Annotated in this window: 16 protein-coding genes and 1 pseudogene; 5 read left to right on the plus strand and 12 right to left on the minus strand. The window is 64.5% G+C overall.

What is annotated here, in order from left to right:
- The first annotated feature begins 4 nt into the window (after positions 1 to 4).
- The gene (gene recR, locus HFP57_RS03020; RefSeq protein WP_176868417.1) at positions 5 to 601 is read left to right on the plus strand and encodes a recombination mediator RecR; all 597 of its coding nucleotides are present in this window, start codon (positions 5 to 7) and stop codon (positions 599 to 601) included.
- A 159-nt stretch (positions 602 to 760) separates the two neighbouring features.
- Positions 761 to 1,297, plus strand: coding sequence for a peptide deformylase (gene def, locus HFP57_RS03025; protein WP_176868418.1), 537 nt, complete (start codon positions 761 to 763; stop codon positions 1,295 to 1,297).
- A gap of 169 nt (positions 1,298 to 1,466) precedes the next feature.
- Here def and HFP57_RS18295 read toward each other — a convergent pair.
- Positions 1,467 to 1,559: pseudogene (locus HFP57_RS18295) on the minus strand (four-helix bundle copper-binding protein); the annotation flags it as partial.
- 79 nt (positions 1,560 to 1,638) lie between these two features.
- Here HFP57_RS18295 and rmuC point away from each other — a divergent pair.
- Positions 1,639 to 3,018 carry a DNA recombination protein RmuC gene (gene rmuC, locus HFP57_RS03030; RefSeq protein ID WP_176868419.1) on the plus strand — a complete coding sequence of 460 codons (1,380 nt, stop codon included), beginning with the start codon at positions 1,639 to 1,641 and terminating at the stop codon, positions 3,016 to 3,018.
- A 185-nt stretch (positions 3,019 to 3,203) separates the two neighbouring features.
- On the opposite strand, the gene HFP57_RS03035 is transcribed toward rmuC, so the two are convergent.
- The 9 genes from HFP57_RS03035 to HFP57_RS03075 form a co-directional block, all read right to left on the minus strand.
- Complete coding sequence (locus HFP57_RS03035; protein ID WP_176868420.1) at positions 3,204 to 3,614, minus strand: hypothetical protein; 411 nt, start codon at positions 3,612 to 3,614, stop codon at positions 3,204 to 3,206.
- A 94-nt stretch (positions 3,615 to 3,708) separates the two neighbouring features.
- Positions 3,709 to 5,094, minus strand: a complete 1,386-nt coding sequence (locus tag HFP57_RS03040; protein WP_176868421.1) for a cytochrome P450 — start codon at positions 5,092 to 5,094, stop codon at positions 3,709 to 3,711.
- Positions 5,091 to 6,275, minus strand: a complete 1,185-nt coding sequence (locus tag HFP57_RS03045) for a hypothetical protein (RefSeq protein ID WP_176868422.1) — start codon at positions 6,273 to 6,275, stop codon at positions 5,091 to 5,093. Before HFP57_RS03045 ends, HFP57_RS03040 begins: the two co-directional genes overlap by 4 nt.
- Positions 6,272 to 7,072 carry a TrmH family RNA methyltransferase gene (locus HFP57_RS03050; protein ID WP_176871115.1) on the minus strand — a complete coding sequence of 267 codons (801 nt, stop codon included), beginning with the start codon at positions 7,070 to 7,072 and terminating at the stop codon, positions 6,272 to 6,274. Before HFP57_RS03050 ends, HFP57_RS03045 begins: the two co-directional genes overlap by 4 nt.
- 3 nt (positions 7,073 to 7,075) lie before the next feature.
- Positions 7,076 to 7,348, minus strand: a complete 273-nt coding sequence (locus HFP57_RS03055; RefSeq protein ID WP_176868423.1) for an HPr family phosphocarrier protein — start codon at positions 7,346 to 7,348, stop codon at positions 7,076 to 7,078.
- The gene (locus HFP57_RS03060) at positions 7,345 to 7,749 is read right to left on the minus strand and encodes a PTS sugar transporter subunit IIA (protein ID WP_176868424.1); all 405 of its coding nucleotides are present in this window, start codon (positions 7,747 to 7,749) and stop codon (positions 7,345 to 7,347) included. The genes HFP57_RS03055 and HFP57_RS03060 overlap by 4 nt, the downstream gene beginning before the upstream one ends.
- On the minus strand, positions 7,750 to 8,694 hold the full coding sequence (gene rapZ, locus HFP57_RS03065) for an RNase adapter RapZ (RefSeq protein ID WP_176868425.1): 945 nt from the start codon (positions 8,692 to 8,694) through the stop codon (positions 7,750 to 7,752).
- Positions 8,691 to 10,244 (minus strand): sensor histidine kinase, encoded by a 1,554-nt coding sequence (locus HFP57_RS03070; RefSeq protein WP_176868426.1) that lies wholly within the window; start codon positions 10,242 to 10,244, stop codon positions 8,691 to 8,693. The genes rapZ and HFP57_RS03070 overlap by 4 nt, the downstream gene beginning before the upstream one ends.
- A complete protein-coding gene (locus HFP57_RS03075; protein WP_176868427.1) occupies positions 10,245 to 10,958 on the minus strand; it encodes a response regulator transcription factor in 714 nt (237 codons plus the stop codon).
- 191 nt (positions 10,959 to 11,149) lie between these two features.
- Here HFP57_RS03075 and HFP57_RS03080 point away from each other — a divergent pair, with 191 nt between their 5' ends.
- Positions 11,150 to 12,766, plus strand: a complete 1,617-nt coding sequence (locus HFP57_RS03080; RefSeq protein WP_176868428.1) for a phosphoenolpyruvate carboxykinase — start codon at positions 11,150 to 11,152, stop codon at positions 12,764 to 12,766.
- Positions 12,767 to 12,769: 3 nt separating this feature from the next.
- Here the strand turns inward: HFP57_RS03080 and HFP57_RS03085 are convergent, their stop codons facing one another.
- Together HFP57_RS03085 and HFP57_RS03090 are read right to left on the minus strand one after the other, a co-directional pair.
- Positions 12,770 to 13,261, minus strand: coding sequence for an NfeD family protein (locus HFP57_RS03085; protein WP_246263289.1), 492 nt, complete (start codon positions 13,259 to 13,261; stop codon positions 12,770 to 12,772).
- Positions 13,262 to 13,267: 6 nt separating this feature from the next.
- Complete coding sequence (locus HFP57_RS03090) at positions 13,268 to 14,239, minus strand: SPFH domain-containing protein (protein WP_246263291.1); 972 nt, start codon at positions 14,237 to 14,239, stop codon at positions 13,268 to 13,270.
- Positions 14,240 to 14,412: 173 nt separating this feature from the next.
- Here HFP57_RS03090 and HFP57_RS03095 point away from each other — a divergent pair, with 173 nt between their 5' ends.
- Positions 14,413 to 15,894 carry a M28 family peptidase gene (locus HFP57_RS03095; protein WP_176868429.1) on the plus strand — a complete coding sequence of 494 codons (1,482 nt, stop codon included), beginning with the start codon at positions 14,413 to 14,415 and terminating at the stop codon, positions 15,892 to 15,894.
- The last annotated feature ends 22 nt before the right edge of the window (positions 15,895 to 15,916 follow it).

The raw sequence follows: 15,916 nt of genomic DNA on the forward strand, positions 1-15,916 counted from the left end.
AATCATGGCATCCGCGGAGATCGAACAGCTGACCAATGCGCTGGCGCGCCTACCGGGTCTTGGCCCGCGTTCGGCGCGCCGGGCGGTGCTGCACCTGCTGAAAAAACGCGAAGCCTCGCTCTCGCCGCTGCTGCGGGCGCTGGAAACGGTCGAGGCGAAACTCGCCACGTGCAGCATCTGCGGCAATGTCGATACCAGCGATCCGTGCGGCATCTGCACGGACGCCAAGCGCGACACCCGCTCGCTCTGCGTCGTCGAGGAAGTCGCCGATCTTTGGGCGCTCGACCGGTCGCGGCTGTTTCCGGGACGGTTCCATGTGCTCGGCGGGCGCCTCTCCGCGCTGGACGGCATCCGGCCCGAGGATCTGCATATCGACACGCTGATCAAGCGCGTCTCGGGCGGCGATATCGACGAGGTCGTCCTCGCCATGAACGCGACCCTCGAGGGCCAGACGACCGCCCATTATCTGGCCGAACGGCTCGAATCCCACCCGGTGCGGATCACCCAGCTCGCCCATGGCCTGCCGGTCGGCGGCGAACTCGACTATCTGGACGAGGGCACGTTGGCGCAGGCTTTGAGGGCGCGGCGACCGGTTTCCTGACTTACTCCCTCCCCTTCAGGGGAGGGATGACAGGGTGGGGTAGCCGGGAAGCGGCTCAATGCCGCTTTTCGGCTTTCCAAGCGCAGCGAGGCTAAAGCCTCGCACCCACCCCTACACCCCTCCCTTGAAAGGGAGGGGGAAGAGATTTACTTATTCTGCATGGCCATTTTACCGATCGTCGAGGTCCCGGACCCCCGTCTGAAAACCCTTTCCACGCCCGTGGAGGAGGTGACGGACGAGACGCGCAAGCTGATCGCCGACATGTTCGAAACGATGTACGACGCGCCCGGTATCGGGCTCGCGGCGATCCAGGTCGGCGTGCCCAAGCGCATCCTCGTGATCGACCTGCAGGAGCCGGAAAGCGATGCCGAGGACGCCGAGCCGGTCAGGGATCCGCGCGTCTTCATCAATCCCGAGCTGATCGATCCGTCCGAAGAGCTGCGAACCTATGAGGAAGGCTGCCTGTCGATCCCCGACCAGTTCGCCGAGATCGAACGGCCGGACAGCGTCACCGCGCGCTGGCTCGACGAGAATGGCGAACAGCATGAAGAGCGGCTCGACGGCCTGCTCGCGACCTGTCTCCAGCATGAGATGGACCATCTCGAAGGCATCGTCTTCATCGACCATCTTTCGCGCATGAAGCGCAATATGGTGCTCAAGAAGCTCGAAAAATCGCGCAAACTCCAGGCGGCCTAGGCGTCAGCGCGGTCGACCCTCGAGATCGCCGCGCAACGATCTCGCCCTAAGTTCACATAATTCACACGCAGACTGCCTCAAGAAGGACAGTTAGTGTGCCCTATATCGCACCGGCGCGATCGAACCGCGAATCAGCCAGACATTGTCCAACATTGCAAGCGCCTTGGCGCTAGAGGTTTTCGAGCGCCGTCCGGCAGTCGGCCGGGCTTTCGCGGCACATTTCCGCGAAACTGCGGCAATGGTCGGTGTCATGCCTGCCGCATTCCCCTGCGGTGGATTATTCGGTTGCCGCAGCGATGGATGCGGCCTAGGTTCTCCCTTCGTTCTCATCGAGGAATTGGATGGATCCGCTGATCGTCTCGCTGATTGTCATTGCTGCGCTCGTCATCGGCGCGGTGCTTGGCTGGCTCGCCAGCGCGCGCGGGATTGCGCCCTTGCGGGAAGAGAATGCGCGGCTGCGGTCGGACGGCGAACGCACGGCCGGAGACCTGCGCACGGCGCTCGACGGGGTGCGCGACGAGCGCGACGCGGCCCAACGTGAGCTGGCCGGGCTCAAGGCGTCGGCCGAGGAACGGGACCGCGCGTTCGAAGCGCGGCTTACCGAATTGCGCGAGGCCAAGGAGGCGCTGACCGCGCAGTTCAGCGAAGTCGGCGCCAAGATGCTGAGCGACGCGCAGAAACAGTTTCTCGAACGCGCCGATGCGCGCTTCCACCAGGCCGGCGAGAAGAATGAGGAGCGCCTCAAGCAATTGCTGAGCCCGGTCGGCGAACGGCTGAAAGCCTATGAGGAACAGGTTGGCAAGATCGAGAAGGACCGCACCGAGGCCTATGGCACGCTGACCGGCCTGATCGACCAGATGCGCGTGGGTCAGGAAGGCGTCCGCAGCGAAACCGAGAAGCTCGTCAATTCGCTGCGTAATGCGCCCAAGGCGCGCGGCCGCTGGGGCGAACAACAATTGCGGAACGTGCTGGAAACGGCTGGACTCGCCGAGCACACCGATTTCCGGACCGAAGTCAGCGTCGAAAGCGAGGACGGGCGCATGCGACCCGATGCAATCATCCGCGTGCCCGGCGGTCGGGCGCTGGTGATCGATGCGAAGGTCTCGCTCAACGACTATCAGGACGCGTTCAACGCAGACGAGGAGGAGGCTCGGGAAATCGCGCTGGCCCGGCATTGCACGTCGATGAAGACCCATATCGAGGGGCTATCGCGCAAGGCGTATTGGAGCCAGTTCGACGAGGCGCCCGATTATGTGATCATGTTCGTGCCGGGCGAGCATTTCCTGACCGCGGCGCTTGAGCATGAGCCGTCGCTCTGGGACCATGCGTTCGACAAGAAGGTGCTGCTCGCGACGCCCACGAACCTGATCGCGATCGCGCGGACCGTGGCGGCCGTCTGGCGGCAGGAGGGGCTCGCGCAGGAAGCCAAGCAGATCGGCCAGCTCGGCAAGGAAATGTACGACCGGCTCGCGGTCGCCGCGGGCCATATGCGCACGGTCGGCAGCGGCCTCACCACGGCGGTCAACAATTACAACAAGTTCGTCGGCAGTTTCGAACGCAATGTGCTGTCCACCGGGCGCCGCTTCGCCGAACTCAATATCGAAACCGGCAAGAACGAGATCGGCGAATTGCAGCCTGTGGAAGCGATCGCGCGCGAGCCCAATGCGGGCAGCCTGCCGTCATCCGACAATGACGAGGATACGCCGGACGCCGCCGAATAGAGTATGTACTCTATAGCGGCGGATCGAGGGCCGTCATTGCGAGGAGGCTCGAAACTGTTTCGGGCCGACGCGGCAATCCAGAGCTGCAAGCGTATCGCCTGTTACTCTGGATTGCTTCGCTGCGCTCGCAATGACGGTAGAGTATCGGTGTAATGAAGTCGCCCGACCCCTGACGGCGATTGCCCTCAAACGTCGCCGCCGCAGCCTTCGACGGGCGGGCTGCCGCGTTCGGTGATCGTGACCACGGCCGGGTAGGGGGCGCCGCTCATCGTGTCGGTGCAGGGCCGGTCGAGTATCTCGACGGTAATCGAATCATTCTCGTAACGGCGGCCGCCGTCGAACGGCTCGACCTCGGGCGTCCGCGCCGTCACCCGGCGTTCGCCGTAATCGGCCTCGTAGACGATCACATCGTCATAGATGCGCAGGAACCAGCCAGGCTCCTGCCCGACGCCGCGGAACATGGGCTCCGGCTCCGCCGCGGCGGCTTCCCCTTCCGCGACGATGCTCGGCGATTCGCTGACATCGAGCTGTTCCTCGCAGGCGGTGAGCGTCAGCAGGGTGGCGGCGGAAAGCCCGGCAAGAAGGCGCTGTGCCATCAATATACCGTGTCTTCGTAAACGGGTTCGCCGCCCGCATAGGTGGTCGCGCAGGCTGCGAGCGTCAGCAGCAGCGCCAGTCCGAGAAAGCGCATCAGCCTTCCTTTCTCCGTCGTTCGAGATTGAGCCTGATACCATTTTCCGAGCGCAAGGTCAGCCGCGCAATCGGCTTGGGCACATGGCCCTCGACCGGCGACACCGTCCAGTCGCGCATGATCGTGGCGAGCACGATCACCGCTTCCTGCAGCGCGAAGGCCGCGCCGAGGCAGACGCGCGGGCCTTTCGAAAAGGGGAGATAGGCCTTTTGCTCGGACGCCCTGGTTTCCGCCCGGCCGAACCGGTCGGGATCGAAGACGTCCGGATCCTCCCAATGCTCGGTATGGCGATGCTCGAGCAGCGGAGAGACGAAGAGGATGGCGCCCGGCAGGATGTGCTTGCCGCGCATCTCCTGCTCCTCGGTCGCGTCGCGCGGGATGAAGGCGACCGGCGGATAGAGGCGCAGCGTCTCGCGGAACACGTCGCGAGTAAAGGGCAGGCGGCGCATCTTCTCGAATTCGAGCGGCCCGTCCGCGAACACGGCATCGGCTTCGTCCTGCATCCGCACCTGGACCTCCGGGCATTGCGCGATCAGGTACAGCGCCCAGGCGAGCGCCGAGGCCGAGGTTTCATGCCCGGCGAGGAACATGATGCCGATCTGGTCGACCAGTTCGCGCTCGTCGAACCGCTTGCTGGTCTCCGGATCTTCGGCGCGGATGAAGCTGGCGAGCATATCGCGGTCGGGGACGTCCGCGCCGCGTTCGATCGCGCCAAGCCGCTCGCGGACCGGTTTGTGGAGCAGTTCGCGGATAGTCGAAGCGGACCGCCGGGCCCGCAGCTTGCCGAGCGACAGCCATTGCGGCACGCCGGCCAGCGTCCATACGCCATGCTGCCAGGCGAGATGCTGGAAGCGCTCGAAATTCTCGAAAATGATCTCTGCCTCTTCGCGGGTGAAGGGCCGCGAATAGATGGTGCGGAAGATGACGTCGGCGGTCACATGCGTCATTTCGAGATCGACCTGCGTGTCGGGACCGGCCGCGCCTGATTCGAACCGCTCCGTCATCGCGTCCACTGCCTCGCGCATGAGCGGGAAGATCGCCTTGATCCGGGTCGCCTCGAAGGCGGGGTCCATCATCCGCCGCTGCTGCTTCCACAGATCGCCGTTCGAGACGAAAATACTCTCGCCGAGCAGCAGCTCGAGCATCGTCGCCATCAGGTCCGACTTGGGATAGCGATCGACATCGCCGAGCAGGATCTGCTGGACCAGATCGGGCTGGTTGACGAAATACATGGTCCGGCGCGGGAGGCGCACCTCGCCGAGCTTCATCGAATAGCTGTTCGCATAGAGCGGCGCGGTCGAGGAATGAAAGCTCTTTACGAAGCGCGCGAGCGGCCCGAGCTTTTTCGGGTTGCCGGCGGGCTTGGGCGGGACAAATGGGGTCATCGCACGGCCTTCATGCGCCCGCGCCGCAGTCGTGTGAAGTCCCGCGCCGACGGGCGATGGGCGAAGCGGTCGGCGAGCTTCTCCGGCCCGGCGGTGATAGCGAAATAGTCGTAATCGGCGGGCTTGGCGGCGGCCATGATGTACTGGAAATGGAGCCGCATCCAGTTGCGCGACTGTTTGTCGAATTCCGCCTTCGGCATGATCTCGTGGAATTTCGCGTTCAGCAGCTTGGGATTTTTCCGGTCCGCATTGCGGTCGCCGATCGCCGTATAGGGATCGACAAGCGCGAAACAGGCGCCGTCTGGCGGCGCGGAGATATCGAGCCAGTCGACCGCATCGCTTTCGGCGACGGCGGCGATCTCGTCCCGCATCGCCTGCGCTTCGGGCAGCCAGGCGAGCCACATGATCGTTTGCCCTAGCGTCAGCAGCGAGAGGGTCGGCGCGTCGTCGGGCATGTCGTCGAGCGCGCGCGCGACGACGGCGATCGCCAGCGCCGCGCCGTAACTGTGGCCGACGACGAGGATCTCATCGACACCGCCTTCCTTGAGGCGCGCGCGGAGGAGGTCGCCGAAATCGTCGCGGCGGCGGTCGAGCGAGCGGGTGCGGCTCTGCTCCTCGCGCTCGTGGAAGCTGAGAATGCGCCCGACCCAGGTCAGGTTGAACTTCTGCTCGAGCCGATAGGCGAGCCAGAGCAATCCGAACCCGATGGCGAGGCCGGCCACCAGTCCGGCCACGCCGATCGCCAGATAGCCGATCGCGCTCAGGCCGATGCCGAGCAGGATCAGCAGCAGGATCGCGATCGCCGGCATGGTCGCGGTGACGCCGGCGGGCCAGCTCCACCGGAAGGTCTTGGCGAAGACCCCCGACCGCAGCGCCCGCCAGCTCGCCGTCAAGGTCACCCAGGCGAGCTTTGCCGGCTGCTTGACCCAGAATTGGCGGACGATGTCGTCCCATTCGCAATAGAGATATTCGGTTTCCGTCGTCCCGGCGGCGTCGGAATGGCGGACGTCCCAGCGCACCAGATGGTCGGCGATCCGTTTCCGCTTGCCGGTTTCGATATCGTATCCGGACACCGCCGCCTGTTTTTGCGCCTCGGCGCGGTAGAGCTGATGGTAATAGCGCACGCCGCGCGGATCGAACCCGCTCAGATAGAGGACGAGGCGGCGGCGGACTTCGCTCATCGCCGGAACTGGTTCAGCACTTCATAGGCCATGACGGCGGTCGCGACGGCCGCATTCAGGCTGTCGGCCTTGCCGCGCATCGGCATCTTGACGAGCAGGTCGCAGGCCGCGGCATAGTCGGCCGGCAGTCCGGCCGATTCATTGCCGGTCAGGATGAAGGTCGGCGGCACGTAACCGGGCTGCTGATAGTCGAGATCGGTATCGAGGCTCGTGCCCACGAGCATGCCGTCGCCCTCACGCAGCCAGGCGATGAACTCGGCCCAGCGCGCGGTCGCGATCGCCTGGGTGAAAAGCGCGCCCATCGAGGCACGCACCGCCTCGACCGAGAAGGGATCGGCGCAGTCGTCGACGAGAATGAGCCCGCCCGCGCCAACGGCGTCGCCGGTCCGCAACATCGTCCCCAGATTGCCGGGATCGCGCAGCGCCTGCGCGACCAGCCAGATATCGGCTTTGCTGCGGTCGATCGCGGCCAGCCCGGTATCGAATTCGCGATAGATGCCGACCACCGCCTGCGGATTGTCCTTGCCCGACAGCTTGGAAAGGATCGCGCGCGTCGTCTGTATCGCCTCGCCGCCGGCATGTTCGGTCGCCGAAACCAGCGCCTGCGTGCGGGGATGATCGCTGGACTCCGGCGCATAGAAAATCTGCTCGGGCAGCCGGCCGCTCTCTTCCGCCTCGGTCAGGATGCGCAGCCCCTCGGCGAGAAACAGGCCTTCGCTGCGCCGGTTCTTCTTGTCGCGCAGCGACCGGGCCCGCTTGATCAGCGGATTTGAGAATGCCGTAATGTCTCGGGGCAGGGGTCAGTCCTCCCCGAATTTGGACTCGACCAGCGCCGCCAGCTTGTCGACCGCTTCCTCCGCCCCGTCGCCCCGCGCCCGGATCGTAATCGTGTCGCCCATCGCGGCGCCGAGCATCATCAGATCGAGGATCGAGGATCCGGCGACGCTCTGCCCGTCCCGCGATACCTCGATATCGGTGTCGAGTTCGCTGACCAGGGTCACGAATTTGCTGCTCGCCCGGGCATGGAGCCCGCGCTGATTGGTAATAGTGACCGTGCGTTCGGCCGCGCTCAAGCCGCTTGTCCCAATATTTCGGACGCGACGGAGATATATTTCTTGCCGGCATCGCGGGCCGCGGCGACGGCATCGGTCACGCTCATCGACTGGCGCGCGCTGGCGAGCCGGATCAGCATCGGCAGGTTCATGCCGGCGATCACCTCGACCTGTTCGGGCCGCATCAGCGATATGGAGAGATTGGAGGGCGTACCGCCGAACAGGTCGGTCAGCACGATCACGCCCTTGCCGTTATCGACCTTCTTCACCGCCTCGGCGATCTCGGCGCGCCGTTCTTCCATGTCGTCGTCCGGGCCGATGCAGATCGCCTCGACCAGTTCCTGCGCGCCCACGACATGCTCCATCGCCACCACGAATTCGCGCGCAAGATTGCCATGCGTCACCAGAACCAGCCCGATCATTCACTCACCTGTATTGCCATTTTCGCCCGCGGCCACCCGCTCGACGGAATCGAGCGACGGAAAGGCCAGATCGCGGTGGGCGACCGTGGGGGAAAATCCGGCCTTACGCAACCGTTCGGCGACCCGTTCGGCAACATGTACCGATCTGTGTCGCCCGCCCGTACAGCCAAAGGCGAGCGTAACATAGGCTTTCCCTTCGGCCTGGTATCGCGGCAGCAGGAGCAGCGCGAGATCCTCGATACGGGTTACGGCCTCCTCATAGGCGGAATCTTCGGCGATATAGTCGCCGACCGACGCGTCCAGACCGGTCAGCGGCCGCAAATCCTTGTCCCAATGCGGGTTGCGCAGGAACCGCATGTCGAACACCAGATCCGCATTGCGCAATATACCGCGGGCAAAGCCGAACGATGAGACGGTAACCACGAGCTCCTCGGCGCTTTTCGAGCCGAAGCGCGCCCGCAGCTCTTTCTGGAGATCGTTGGCCGAACTGTCGGTCGTATCGATCACATGGGCGGCCCAGCGCCTGAGCGGCGTCATGATCTCGCGTTCGAGCCCCACGCCGTGCGCCGCCGGGCGGTCGAGCGCCAGCGGATGGCGCCGCCGGGTTTCGGAAAAACGCCTCTCGAGTTCGCGGCCGCCGCAGTCGAGAAAGACGGTTTCGATATCGAGCGCATGGGATTTTGCGAGCCCTTTGATCCGCTCGACGATGGAATTGGCGTCGAAACCGCGCGTCCGGCTGTCGATGCCGATGGCGATCGATCGCTCGGCCTTGATCGGGTCGAGCGGCACGCTGGTCTCGAACAACTTGTCGAACAGACTCAACGGCAGATTGTCGACCGTTTCCCAGCCCATATCCTCGAACGTGCGCAAGGCCGTGGATTTGCCGGCGCCGGACATTCCGGTGACGAGCAATATGCGCCGATCATATGGGTTCGTGTCAGTCATGCGCCGGCCATCGGCAAGATAATGGTGAAACGCGCGCCATTTGCCGAATCGTCGCGGTTTCCAGCCTCGATATTTCCATCATGCCCGTCGACAATAGCCTTGGCGATGGCGAGGCCCAAGCCCGAATGCTTGCCGAAATCCTCGTCGGAAGGCCGCATGCTGTGGAACCGGCGGAATATCTGCTCGCGCTGTTCTTCGGGAATACCCGGCCCCTCGTCCTCGACGGCGACATGGACGCGCTCGCCGTCACCGGTCGCGGCAATCCGGACCGTGCCGTTCGCCGGCGAGAAGGACACCGCATTGTCGAGCAGGTTTTCCAGCGCCCGGGCCAGTTGCGACGCATCGCCCATCACGACCGCGCTGCCGGTCCGGGGGCGGCCGAAGGCGATGCGCACCTCGCTGTTGCGCCCGCGTTCGTCCCGGCTTTTGACGATGGAGCCGATAAGATCGCCGATATCGACCCGCTCGAAATTCGCGCGCGACAGTTCGGCATCGATCCGCGACGCCGTCGATATTTCGGTGATCAGGCGGTCGAGCCGACGGACATCGTCCTGGACGACGTCGAGCAGCCGGGCCTGCAGCGCCGGATCCTCGACCTTGCGCAGCGTGTCGACGGCCGAGCTGAGCGACGCGAGCGGGTTTTTGAGTTCGTGCGCCACATCGGCGGCAAAGGCTTCGGTCGCATCGATCCTGTGCCGCAATGCCTGGCTCATATCGGAAAGGGTCCGCGCCAGCAGCCCGATCTCGTCGCGCCGTGACGGCAGGCGCGGTAGAACGACCTCGCGCGCCCGACCAAGCCGGACGCGCCGGGCCGCAAGCGACAGACGCCGGAGCGGGCGGACGATCGTCCGCGCGAGAAACAGCGACAGCAGGATCGAAACCAGCGCGGCGACGAATATGATGATGCCGAGCCGCAGCCGTTCGTTGCGCACATCGCCGCGGATATCCCGCGCATTGGCCGTCACCAGCGCGATCTGGCCGGGTTCGCGGGAGAGCGGTATCGCCACCGACACCATCGGCGTGCGGTCGGGCGCCAACGCGAGCTGCGTCGCCACCACGCTGCTTTCGGGAATGTCCGCCGCGAATTCCCAGGCCGACAGCCGGTCGATCTCGGGCTCCTCGAAACGGGGCAGGGGATCGGCATTGACCACCGTCTCGATCCCCTGATCCATCCACCGGGCGACGCTGCGGCGCCACGGTTCGGTTGCCGGATCGCGATTGACATAGGTCGGTTCGGCAACGTCCCAGCTGTCCAGTATCGCGCGGCCACCGGCATCGTAGATCCGGATCCGGTGGCCGCTCCGCATTCCCAGCGCCGCCAATATCTCGGCCCGTTCGCCGGGATCGGCGCGATCGATGACGTTGGCGATCAGTTCGGCCTGGGTTTCGGTCTGCCGGGTCCGTTCGTCGAGCAGCCGCACACGGTAATTATCGAGCCAGAAGAAGCTGCCGGCGAGCAGCGCGACCGCGAAGATGTTGACGGCCAGAATGCGGCTCGTCAGCGACCATCGCGCCGACCATCTCAGGTCAAGATCGTCGCCCGATTCCACCTATTCCTCGGCGAAACGGTAGCCGACTCCGTATAGCGTTTCGATCGCGTCGAACTCGTCGTCGACCTGCCGGAACTTCCGGCGGAGCCGCTTGATATGGCTGTCGATGGTGCGATCGTCGACATAGACGTCGTCGGTATAGGCCGCGTCCATCAGCTGATCGCGCGATTTGACGATGCCCGGGCGCTGTGCGAGCGATTCCAGGATCATGAATTCGGTCACAGTCAGCGTCACATTCTCGCCGGCCCAGCTCACCCGGTGCCGGGCGGGATCCATTTCGAGCCGTCCGCGGACGATCCGCTCGGGCAGTTCCTCGGCCGCACTTTCTTCTCCGCCGGTCTGCGACGACAGTTCGCTGCGGCGCAATATCGCGCGGATCCGGGCGATCAGCAGGCGCTGGGAAAAGGGTTTGGAGATATAGTCGTCCGCGCCCATCGCCAGGCCCAGCGCTTCGTCCAGCTCGTCGTCCTTGGAGGTCAGGAAGATCACGGGAATCGCGCTCTTCTCGCGCAGCCGGCGGAGCAGTTCCATACCGTCCATCTGCGGCATCTTGATGTCGAGCACGGCAAGGTCCGGCGGATTCTCGATCAGCGCCTTGAGCGCCGTCTCGCCGTCGGAATAGATGCGCGTCGCGAAGCCTTCGGACTGCAGCGCAATCGAAACCGAGGTCAAAATATTCTTGTCGTCGTCGACAAGCGCGATCGTGGCGGTCATCCGGTTACCATATCCTAGGAGTTCCGGGCCTGACTAGCGGCCTCGGCACGGCGCGGCAATGGGCGCTTTTCACCGATATTCGAGTCTCGCGCGTTGATTTTTCCGTCGTCAACTGCTTAGGCCTGAGGGCAAGCGACGACGGCGCTTTTCAAGGCAGCCGCGTTCTTTCCGATTTTCTTAGGAGACTTGAATTGTCCGCTCGTACCCCCGCTTTCGATTTGGCCAAACAGGGAATCGATACCGGTACTGCCGATCTGCACTGGAACCTGGACACCGCACCGCTGATCGAAACATCGGTCGAGCGCGGTGAAGGGCGCCTCGCCAAACATGGTCCGCTGGTCGTCGAAACCGGCAAGCATACCGGCCGTTCGGCAAACGACAAGTTCATCGTGCGCGACGACGAGACCGAGGACACCGTCTGGTGGGGCAAGGTCAACGTCCCGATGTCGCCCGAGCATTTTGCCGCGCTCAAGGAGGATTTCCTGAGCGAAGTCGCGAAGAAGGACACGCTGTTCGTCCAGGACCTCCACGGCGGATCGCAGCCCGACCACCGCGTCCGGGTCCGCGTCATCAACGAACTCGCCTGGCACAATCTCTTCATCCGCACCTTGCTGTGCCGTCCCGAGGAGAGCGAACTGGCCGGGTTCGAGCCCGAATATACGATCATCGACCTGCCCAGCTTCCGCGCCGATCCCGAGCGTCACGGCACGCGGTCGGAAACCGTCGTCGCGGTCAATCTCTCCGAAAAGCTGATCCTGATCGGCGGCACCAAATATGCCGGCGAAATGAAGAAGTCGGTGTTCGGCATCCTCAACTACAAGCTGCCGGCGGACGGCATCATGCCGATGCACTGTTCGGCGAATATCGGCCCGGAAGGCGATACCGCGATCTTCTTCGGCCTGTCGGGCACCGGCAAGACGACGCTGTCGGCCGATGCGAGCCGCACGCTGATCGGCGACGACGAACATGGCTGGTCCGATACCGCGGTCTTCAATTTCGAGGGCGGTTGCTATGCCAAGATGATCCGGCTGTCCGAAGAGGCCGAGCCGGAAATCTACGCAACGACGCGCCGTTTCGGCACGGTCCTGGAAAATGTCGTCATGGACCCGGCGACGCGGGAACTCGATTTCGACGATTCGAGCCTCGCGGAGAACAGCCGGGGCGCCTATCCGATCGACTTCATTCCGAACAGCTCGGAAGAAAATCTCGGCCCGGTACCCAAGAACGTCATCATGCTGACCGCCGATGCGTTCGGCGTTCTGCCGCCGATCGCGCGGCTGACGCCCGACCAGGCCATGTATCACTTCCTTTCCGGCTACACGGCCAAGGTCGCCGGCACCGAAATCGGCGTGACCGAACCCGAAGCGACCTTCTCGACCTGTTTCGGCGCACCCTTCATGCCGCGCCATCCGAGCGTCTACGGCAACCTGCTCAAGGAACGGATCGCCAAGGGCGGCGTCAGATGCTGGCTCGTCAACACGGGCTGGACCGGCGGCAAATACGGCGTCGGCAACCGCATGCCGATCAAGGCGACGCGCGCGCTGCTCAATGCGGCGCTCGACGGCAGCCTCAACGATGCCGAATTCCGCACCGATCCCAATTTCGGGTTCGATGTGCCGGTTTCGGTGCCCAATCTCGAAAAACTGGGCGTCGACGACGCGATCCTCGATCCGCGCGGCACCTGGGACGATCCCGAAGCCTATGACGAGATGGCCGCCAAGCTCGTCGGGCTGTTCATCGACAATTTCGCCCAGTTCGAAGAGCATGTCGATCAGGGCGTCCGCGAAGCGGCACCGACACCGGCCTGATCGTTACGAGCCGCTGCCGGATTCCGATCCCTCATCGGCGGGCAGCGCGTCGATCGGCTCGACGGCGAGCCGGTTGCCTTCCGCGCCGACGATCCGCATCCGCGTGCCGACCGCCGCATCCGGCCCCGATGCCGACCAGACGCTGTCGCCGACCTTGACGCGGCCGAGGCCGCTCTCGATCGGTTCGACGACCTCGACCGTCTGGCCGATCATCTGGGCGATCCGCGCGTTCAGCAGCGGCGCGCTCGAGAGGATCGGATAGACGTCGAACCAGCGTTTCGCGACATAGACCGACGCGACCGAGGCCAGCGCGAAGATCAGCAATTGCAGCGGGAAAGACAGGGGCAGGGCGAAGCCCAGGATTCCAGTCAGGATCGCCGCGCCGCCGAGGAACATCAGATAGGCGCCGGGCGCGATCATCTCCGATATCAACAGGATTATCCCCAGGATAACCCACAGCATTTCGCTGCTCAATTCGATACCGCCGATATTCATCTGCTCTTACCTCGATCCGCCCGACCGCGGCGGACGGCCGGATACGGCGATGCCATCCTCGGATTTGTCGCCAAAGGCGTCCTTGGTCATCTCGGCGATACCGCCCAGCGTCCCGATCAGCTGGGTCGCTTCGACCGGGAACAGGATCGTTTTCGCGTTAGGCGAGTTGGCGAAAGCTTCGACGGTTTTGACATAATCCTGCGCGATGAAATAGTTGATCGCCTGCGCATTGCCGCCGGCGATCGCGTCCGACACCATCTGCGTCGCCTTGGCTTCTGCCTCCGCCTCGCGCTCGCGGGCCTCGGCATCGCGAAACGCCGCTTCGCGCCGGCCTTCGGCTTCGAGGATATTGGCCTGTTTTTCGCCTTCGGACCGCAGGATTTCGGAAGCCCGCGCGCCTTCGGCCTCCAGGATGGTAGCACGTTTTTCACGCTCTGCCTTCATCTGCCGCGCCATCGCATCGACGATATCGATTGGCGGGCGGATATCCTTGACCTCGACGCGGGTGATCTTGACGCCCCAGGGCGTGGTCGCATCGTCGACGACCGCGAGCAGCCGGGCGTTGATCTCGTCGCGCTTCGACAGGGTCTCGTCGAGATCCATCGAGCCCATGACGGTGCGCAGGTTCGTCGTCACGAGGTTGAGGATCGCATTGTAGAGATCCGACACCTCGTAAGCGGCCTTGGCGGCGTCGAGCACCTGGAAGAACACGACCCCGTCGGTCGAGATCATCGCATTGTCCTTGGTGATGATTTCCTGGCCCGGAATGTCGAGCACCTGCTCCATCATGTTCACCTTGCGGCCCACGCGATAGAAAAAGGGCATGAAGAAGTTGAAACCGGGGCGCGCGACGGTCGTGAACCGGCCGAAATATTCGATCGTGTAATTATACCCCTGGCGGACGATCTTGATCCCCATGACCACGAAAATGATCGCGAGCAGCGCGAGAAACATCACCACTCCGAAAAAACCTTCCATCACACCGCTCCTTCCGACAATCCGACCTCTGCTGTGCATATTGGGCGCAATCGCGGAGGCTGCCAAGGTGTAATCGGGTGGCAGCTCGGCCATTGATAGAGAGGGGACGCGGTTCGTCGAACCGCCGCTCATAGCGGCTTGCCCGGCGCCCGGCCGGCTGCCATGGACCGGCCATGGCTTTACGACTGTTCGCCGCGTTCGCGGCCCTGTTCCTTCTCGTTCCCGCAAACGCGCAAACCCTTCCGACGGAAGCGGATTTGCGCCGACATATCGAAATTCTGGCGAGCGACGATTTCGAGGGACGCCAGCCCGGCACCGCGGGCGAAGCGCTGGCGGTGAGCTATATCGCCGCCGCGCTCTCCAATGCCGGCCTGCTGCCCGGTTATCGCGGCAATTATTTCCAGCCTGTCGCGCTAATCAGCCGTGCGGACGGCTCGGTGACGCTGCGCAGCGACGGTCCGGCCGGCGCGCGGACGCATGGCGGCGAGATGCTGGCGCTGGGGACGCGCGAGCGGATCACGCTCGACAATCTGCCGCTGACCTTTGTCGGTTATGCAATCGATATCGGCGAGGACGACGGCGGCGCGATGGGCGCGCTGCGGTTCGACGGCCAGGCCGTGCTGCTGCTCGGCGGCGCGCCCGAAGGCGCCGGCACGACACCCTCCTATCGACGGCGGATCGCCTTCTTCCGGGAGCGCGGTGCGGCCGCGATTATCGTCATCGTCGAGCCCGACCTGCCCTGGGACGCCGCGGTGACCGGTATGCGGTTCCGCCAGACCTATCTCGCCTCGCACCGCCTCGCACCCGTCGAGGCGATCCTGTCGACCCCGACCGCCGATGCGATATTGAGCGATATCGGGCAGTCGCGGGAAACGCTTGCCGCAACGGCAGCGGCGCCCGGATTCGCGTCGGTCACGCTCGATCTCGCGGTCGGCTTCGACGTGACGACGATCATCGACCGCTATGACGGAATCAATGTCGTCGCGCGATTGCCGGGCACCGGCGAAACGGACGAAACGGTCCTGTTCTCGGCGCATCACGATCATTTCGGCATCTGCCGGCCGGACAGCGACGAGGACCGGATCTGCAACGGAGCCGTCGACAATGCGAGCGGCACGGCGGCGCTGATCGAAACGGCGCGCGCACTGGCCCAGGGCGCCCCGCCGGTCCGCGATATCCTGTTCCTGACCACGACTGCCGAGGAGGACGGACTGCTCGGCGCGCGGGCCTTTGTCGCACAGCCACCCGTGCCGCTCGACACGATCGTGGCCGTCTTCAACCTCGATACGATCGCGATCGCGCCCGCCGGCGCGGCGGTCGGCATCATCGGGCGCGGCATGACGCCGCTCGACACGCTGATCGACGCGGTCGCGGCGGAAAACGGCCGCACGATCGACACCAGCACCGATATCAACGGCTTCGTCCGGCGCAACGACGGCTGGGCCTTTCTGGAGCAAGGCGTGCCCGCGGTAATGGCGGGCGGCTCGTTCACCGATCCCGAGCTGCTCAACGCGTTCCTGCGCGGGCCGTATCACGGGCCGGACGACGAGATCGAGGATCTCGAACTCGGCGGCGCGCTGGAGGACACCTGGCTCCACATCGCGCTCGGCCGGGCTTTTTCCGATCCGGCCCGATATCCGTCCCCTCGGCGCTAGCAACCGGCGCGCTTCCCTCCTA

This window comes from Parasphingopyxis algicola (assembly GCF_013378075.1).
Lineage (GTDB): Bacteria > Pseudomonadota > Alphaproteobacteria > Sphingomonadales > Sphingomonadaceae > Parasphingopyxis > Parasphingopyxis algicola.

Bases quoted from the DNA above. Each gene is read 5' to 3' on its own strand.
- recR (WP_176868417.1), top strand. From the start codon at position 5: ATGGCATCCGCGGAGATCGAACAGCTGACCAATGCGCTGGCGCGCCTA.
- def (WP_176868418.1), top strand. From the start codon at position 761: ATGGCCATTTTACCGATCGTCGAGGTCCCGGACCCCCGTCTGAAAACC.
- HFP57_RS03090 (WP_246263291.1), bottom strand. From the start codon at position 14,239: ATGGAAGGTTTTTTCGGAGTGGTGATGTTTCTCGCGCTGCTCGCGATC.
- HFP57_RS03085 (WP_246263289.1), bottom strand. From the start codon at position 13,261: ATGAATATCGGCGGTATCGAATTGAGCAGCGAAATGCTGTGGGTTATC.
- HFP57_RS03045 (WP_176868422.1), bottom strand. From the start codon at position 6,275: ATGAGCGAAGTCCGCCGCCGCCTCGTCCTCTATCTGAGCGGGTTCGAT.
- rmuC (WP_176868419.1), top strand. From the start codon at position 1,639: ATGGATCCGCTGATCGTCTCGCTGATTGTCATTGCTGCGCTCGTCATC.
- HFP57_RS03095 (WP_176868429.1), top strand. From the start codon at position 14,413: ATGGCTTTACGACTGTTCGCCGCGTTCGCGGCCCTGTTCCTTCTCGTT.
- HFP57_RS03075 (WP_176868427.1), bottom strand. From the start codon at position 10,958: ATGACCGCCACGATCGCGCTTGTCGACGACGACAAGAATATTTTGACC.
- HFP57_RS03035 (WP_176868420.1), bottom strand. From the start codon at position 3,614: ATGGCACAGCGCCTTCTTGCCGGGCTTTCCGCCGCCACCCTGCTGACG.
- rapZ (WP_176868425.1), bottom strand. From the start codon at position 8,694: ATGACTGACACGAACCCATATGATCGGCGCATATTGCTCGTCACCGGA.
- HFP57_RS03060 (WP_176868424.1), bottom strand. From the start codon at position 7,749: ATGATCGGGCTGGTTCTGGTGACGCATGGCAATCTTGCGCGCGAATTC.
- HFP57_RS03040 (WP_176868421.1), bottom strand. From the start codon at position 5,094: ATGACCCCATTTGTCCCGCCCAAGCCCGCCGGCAACCCGAAAAAGCTC.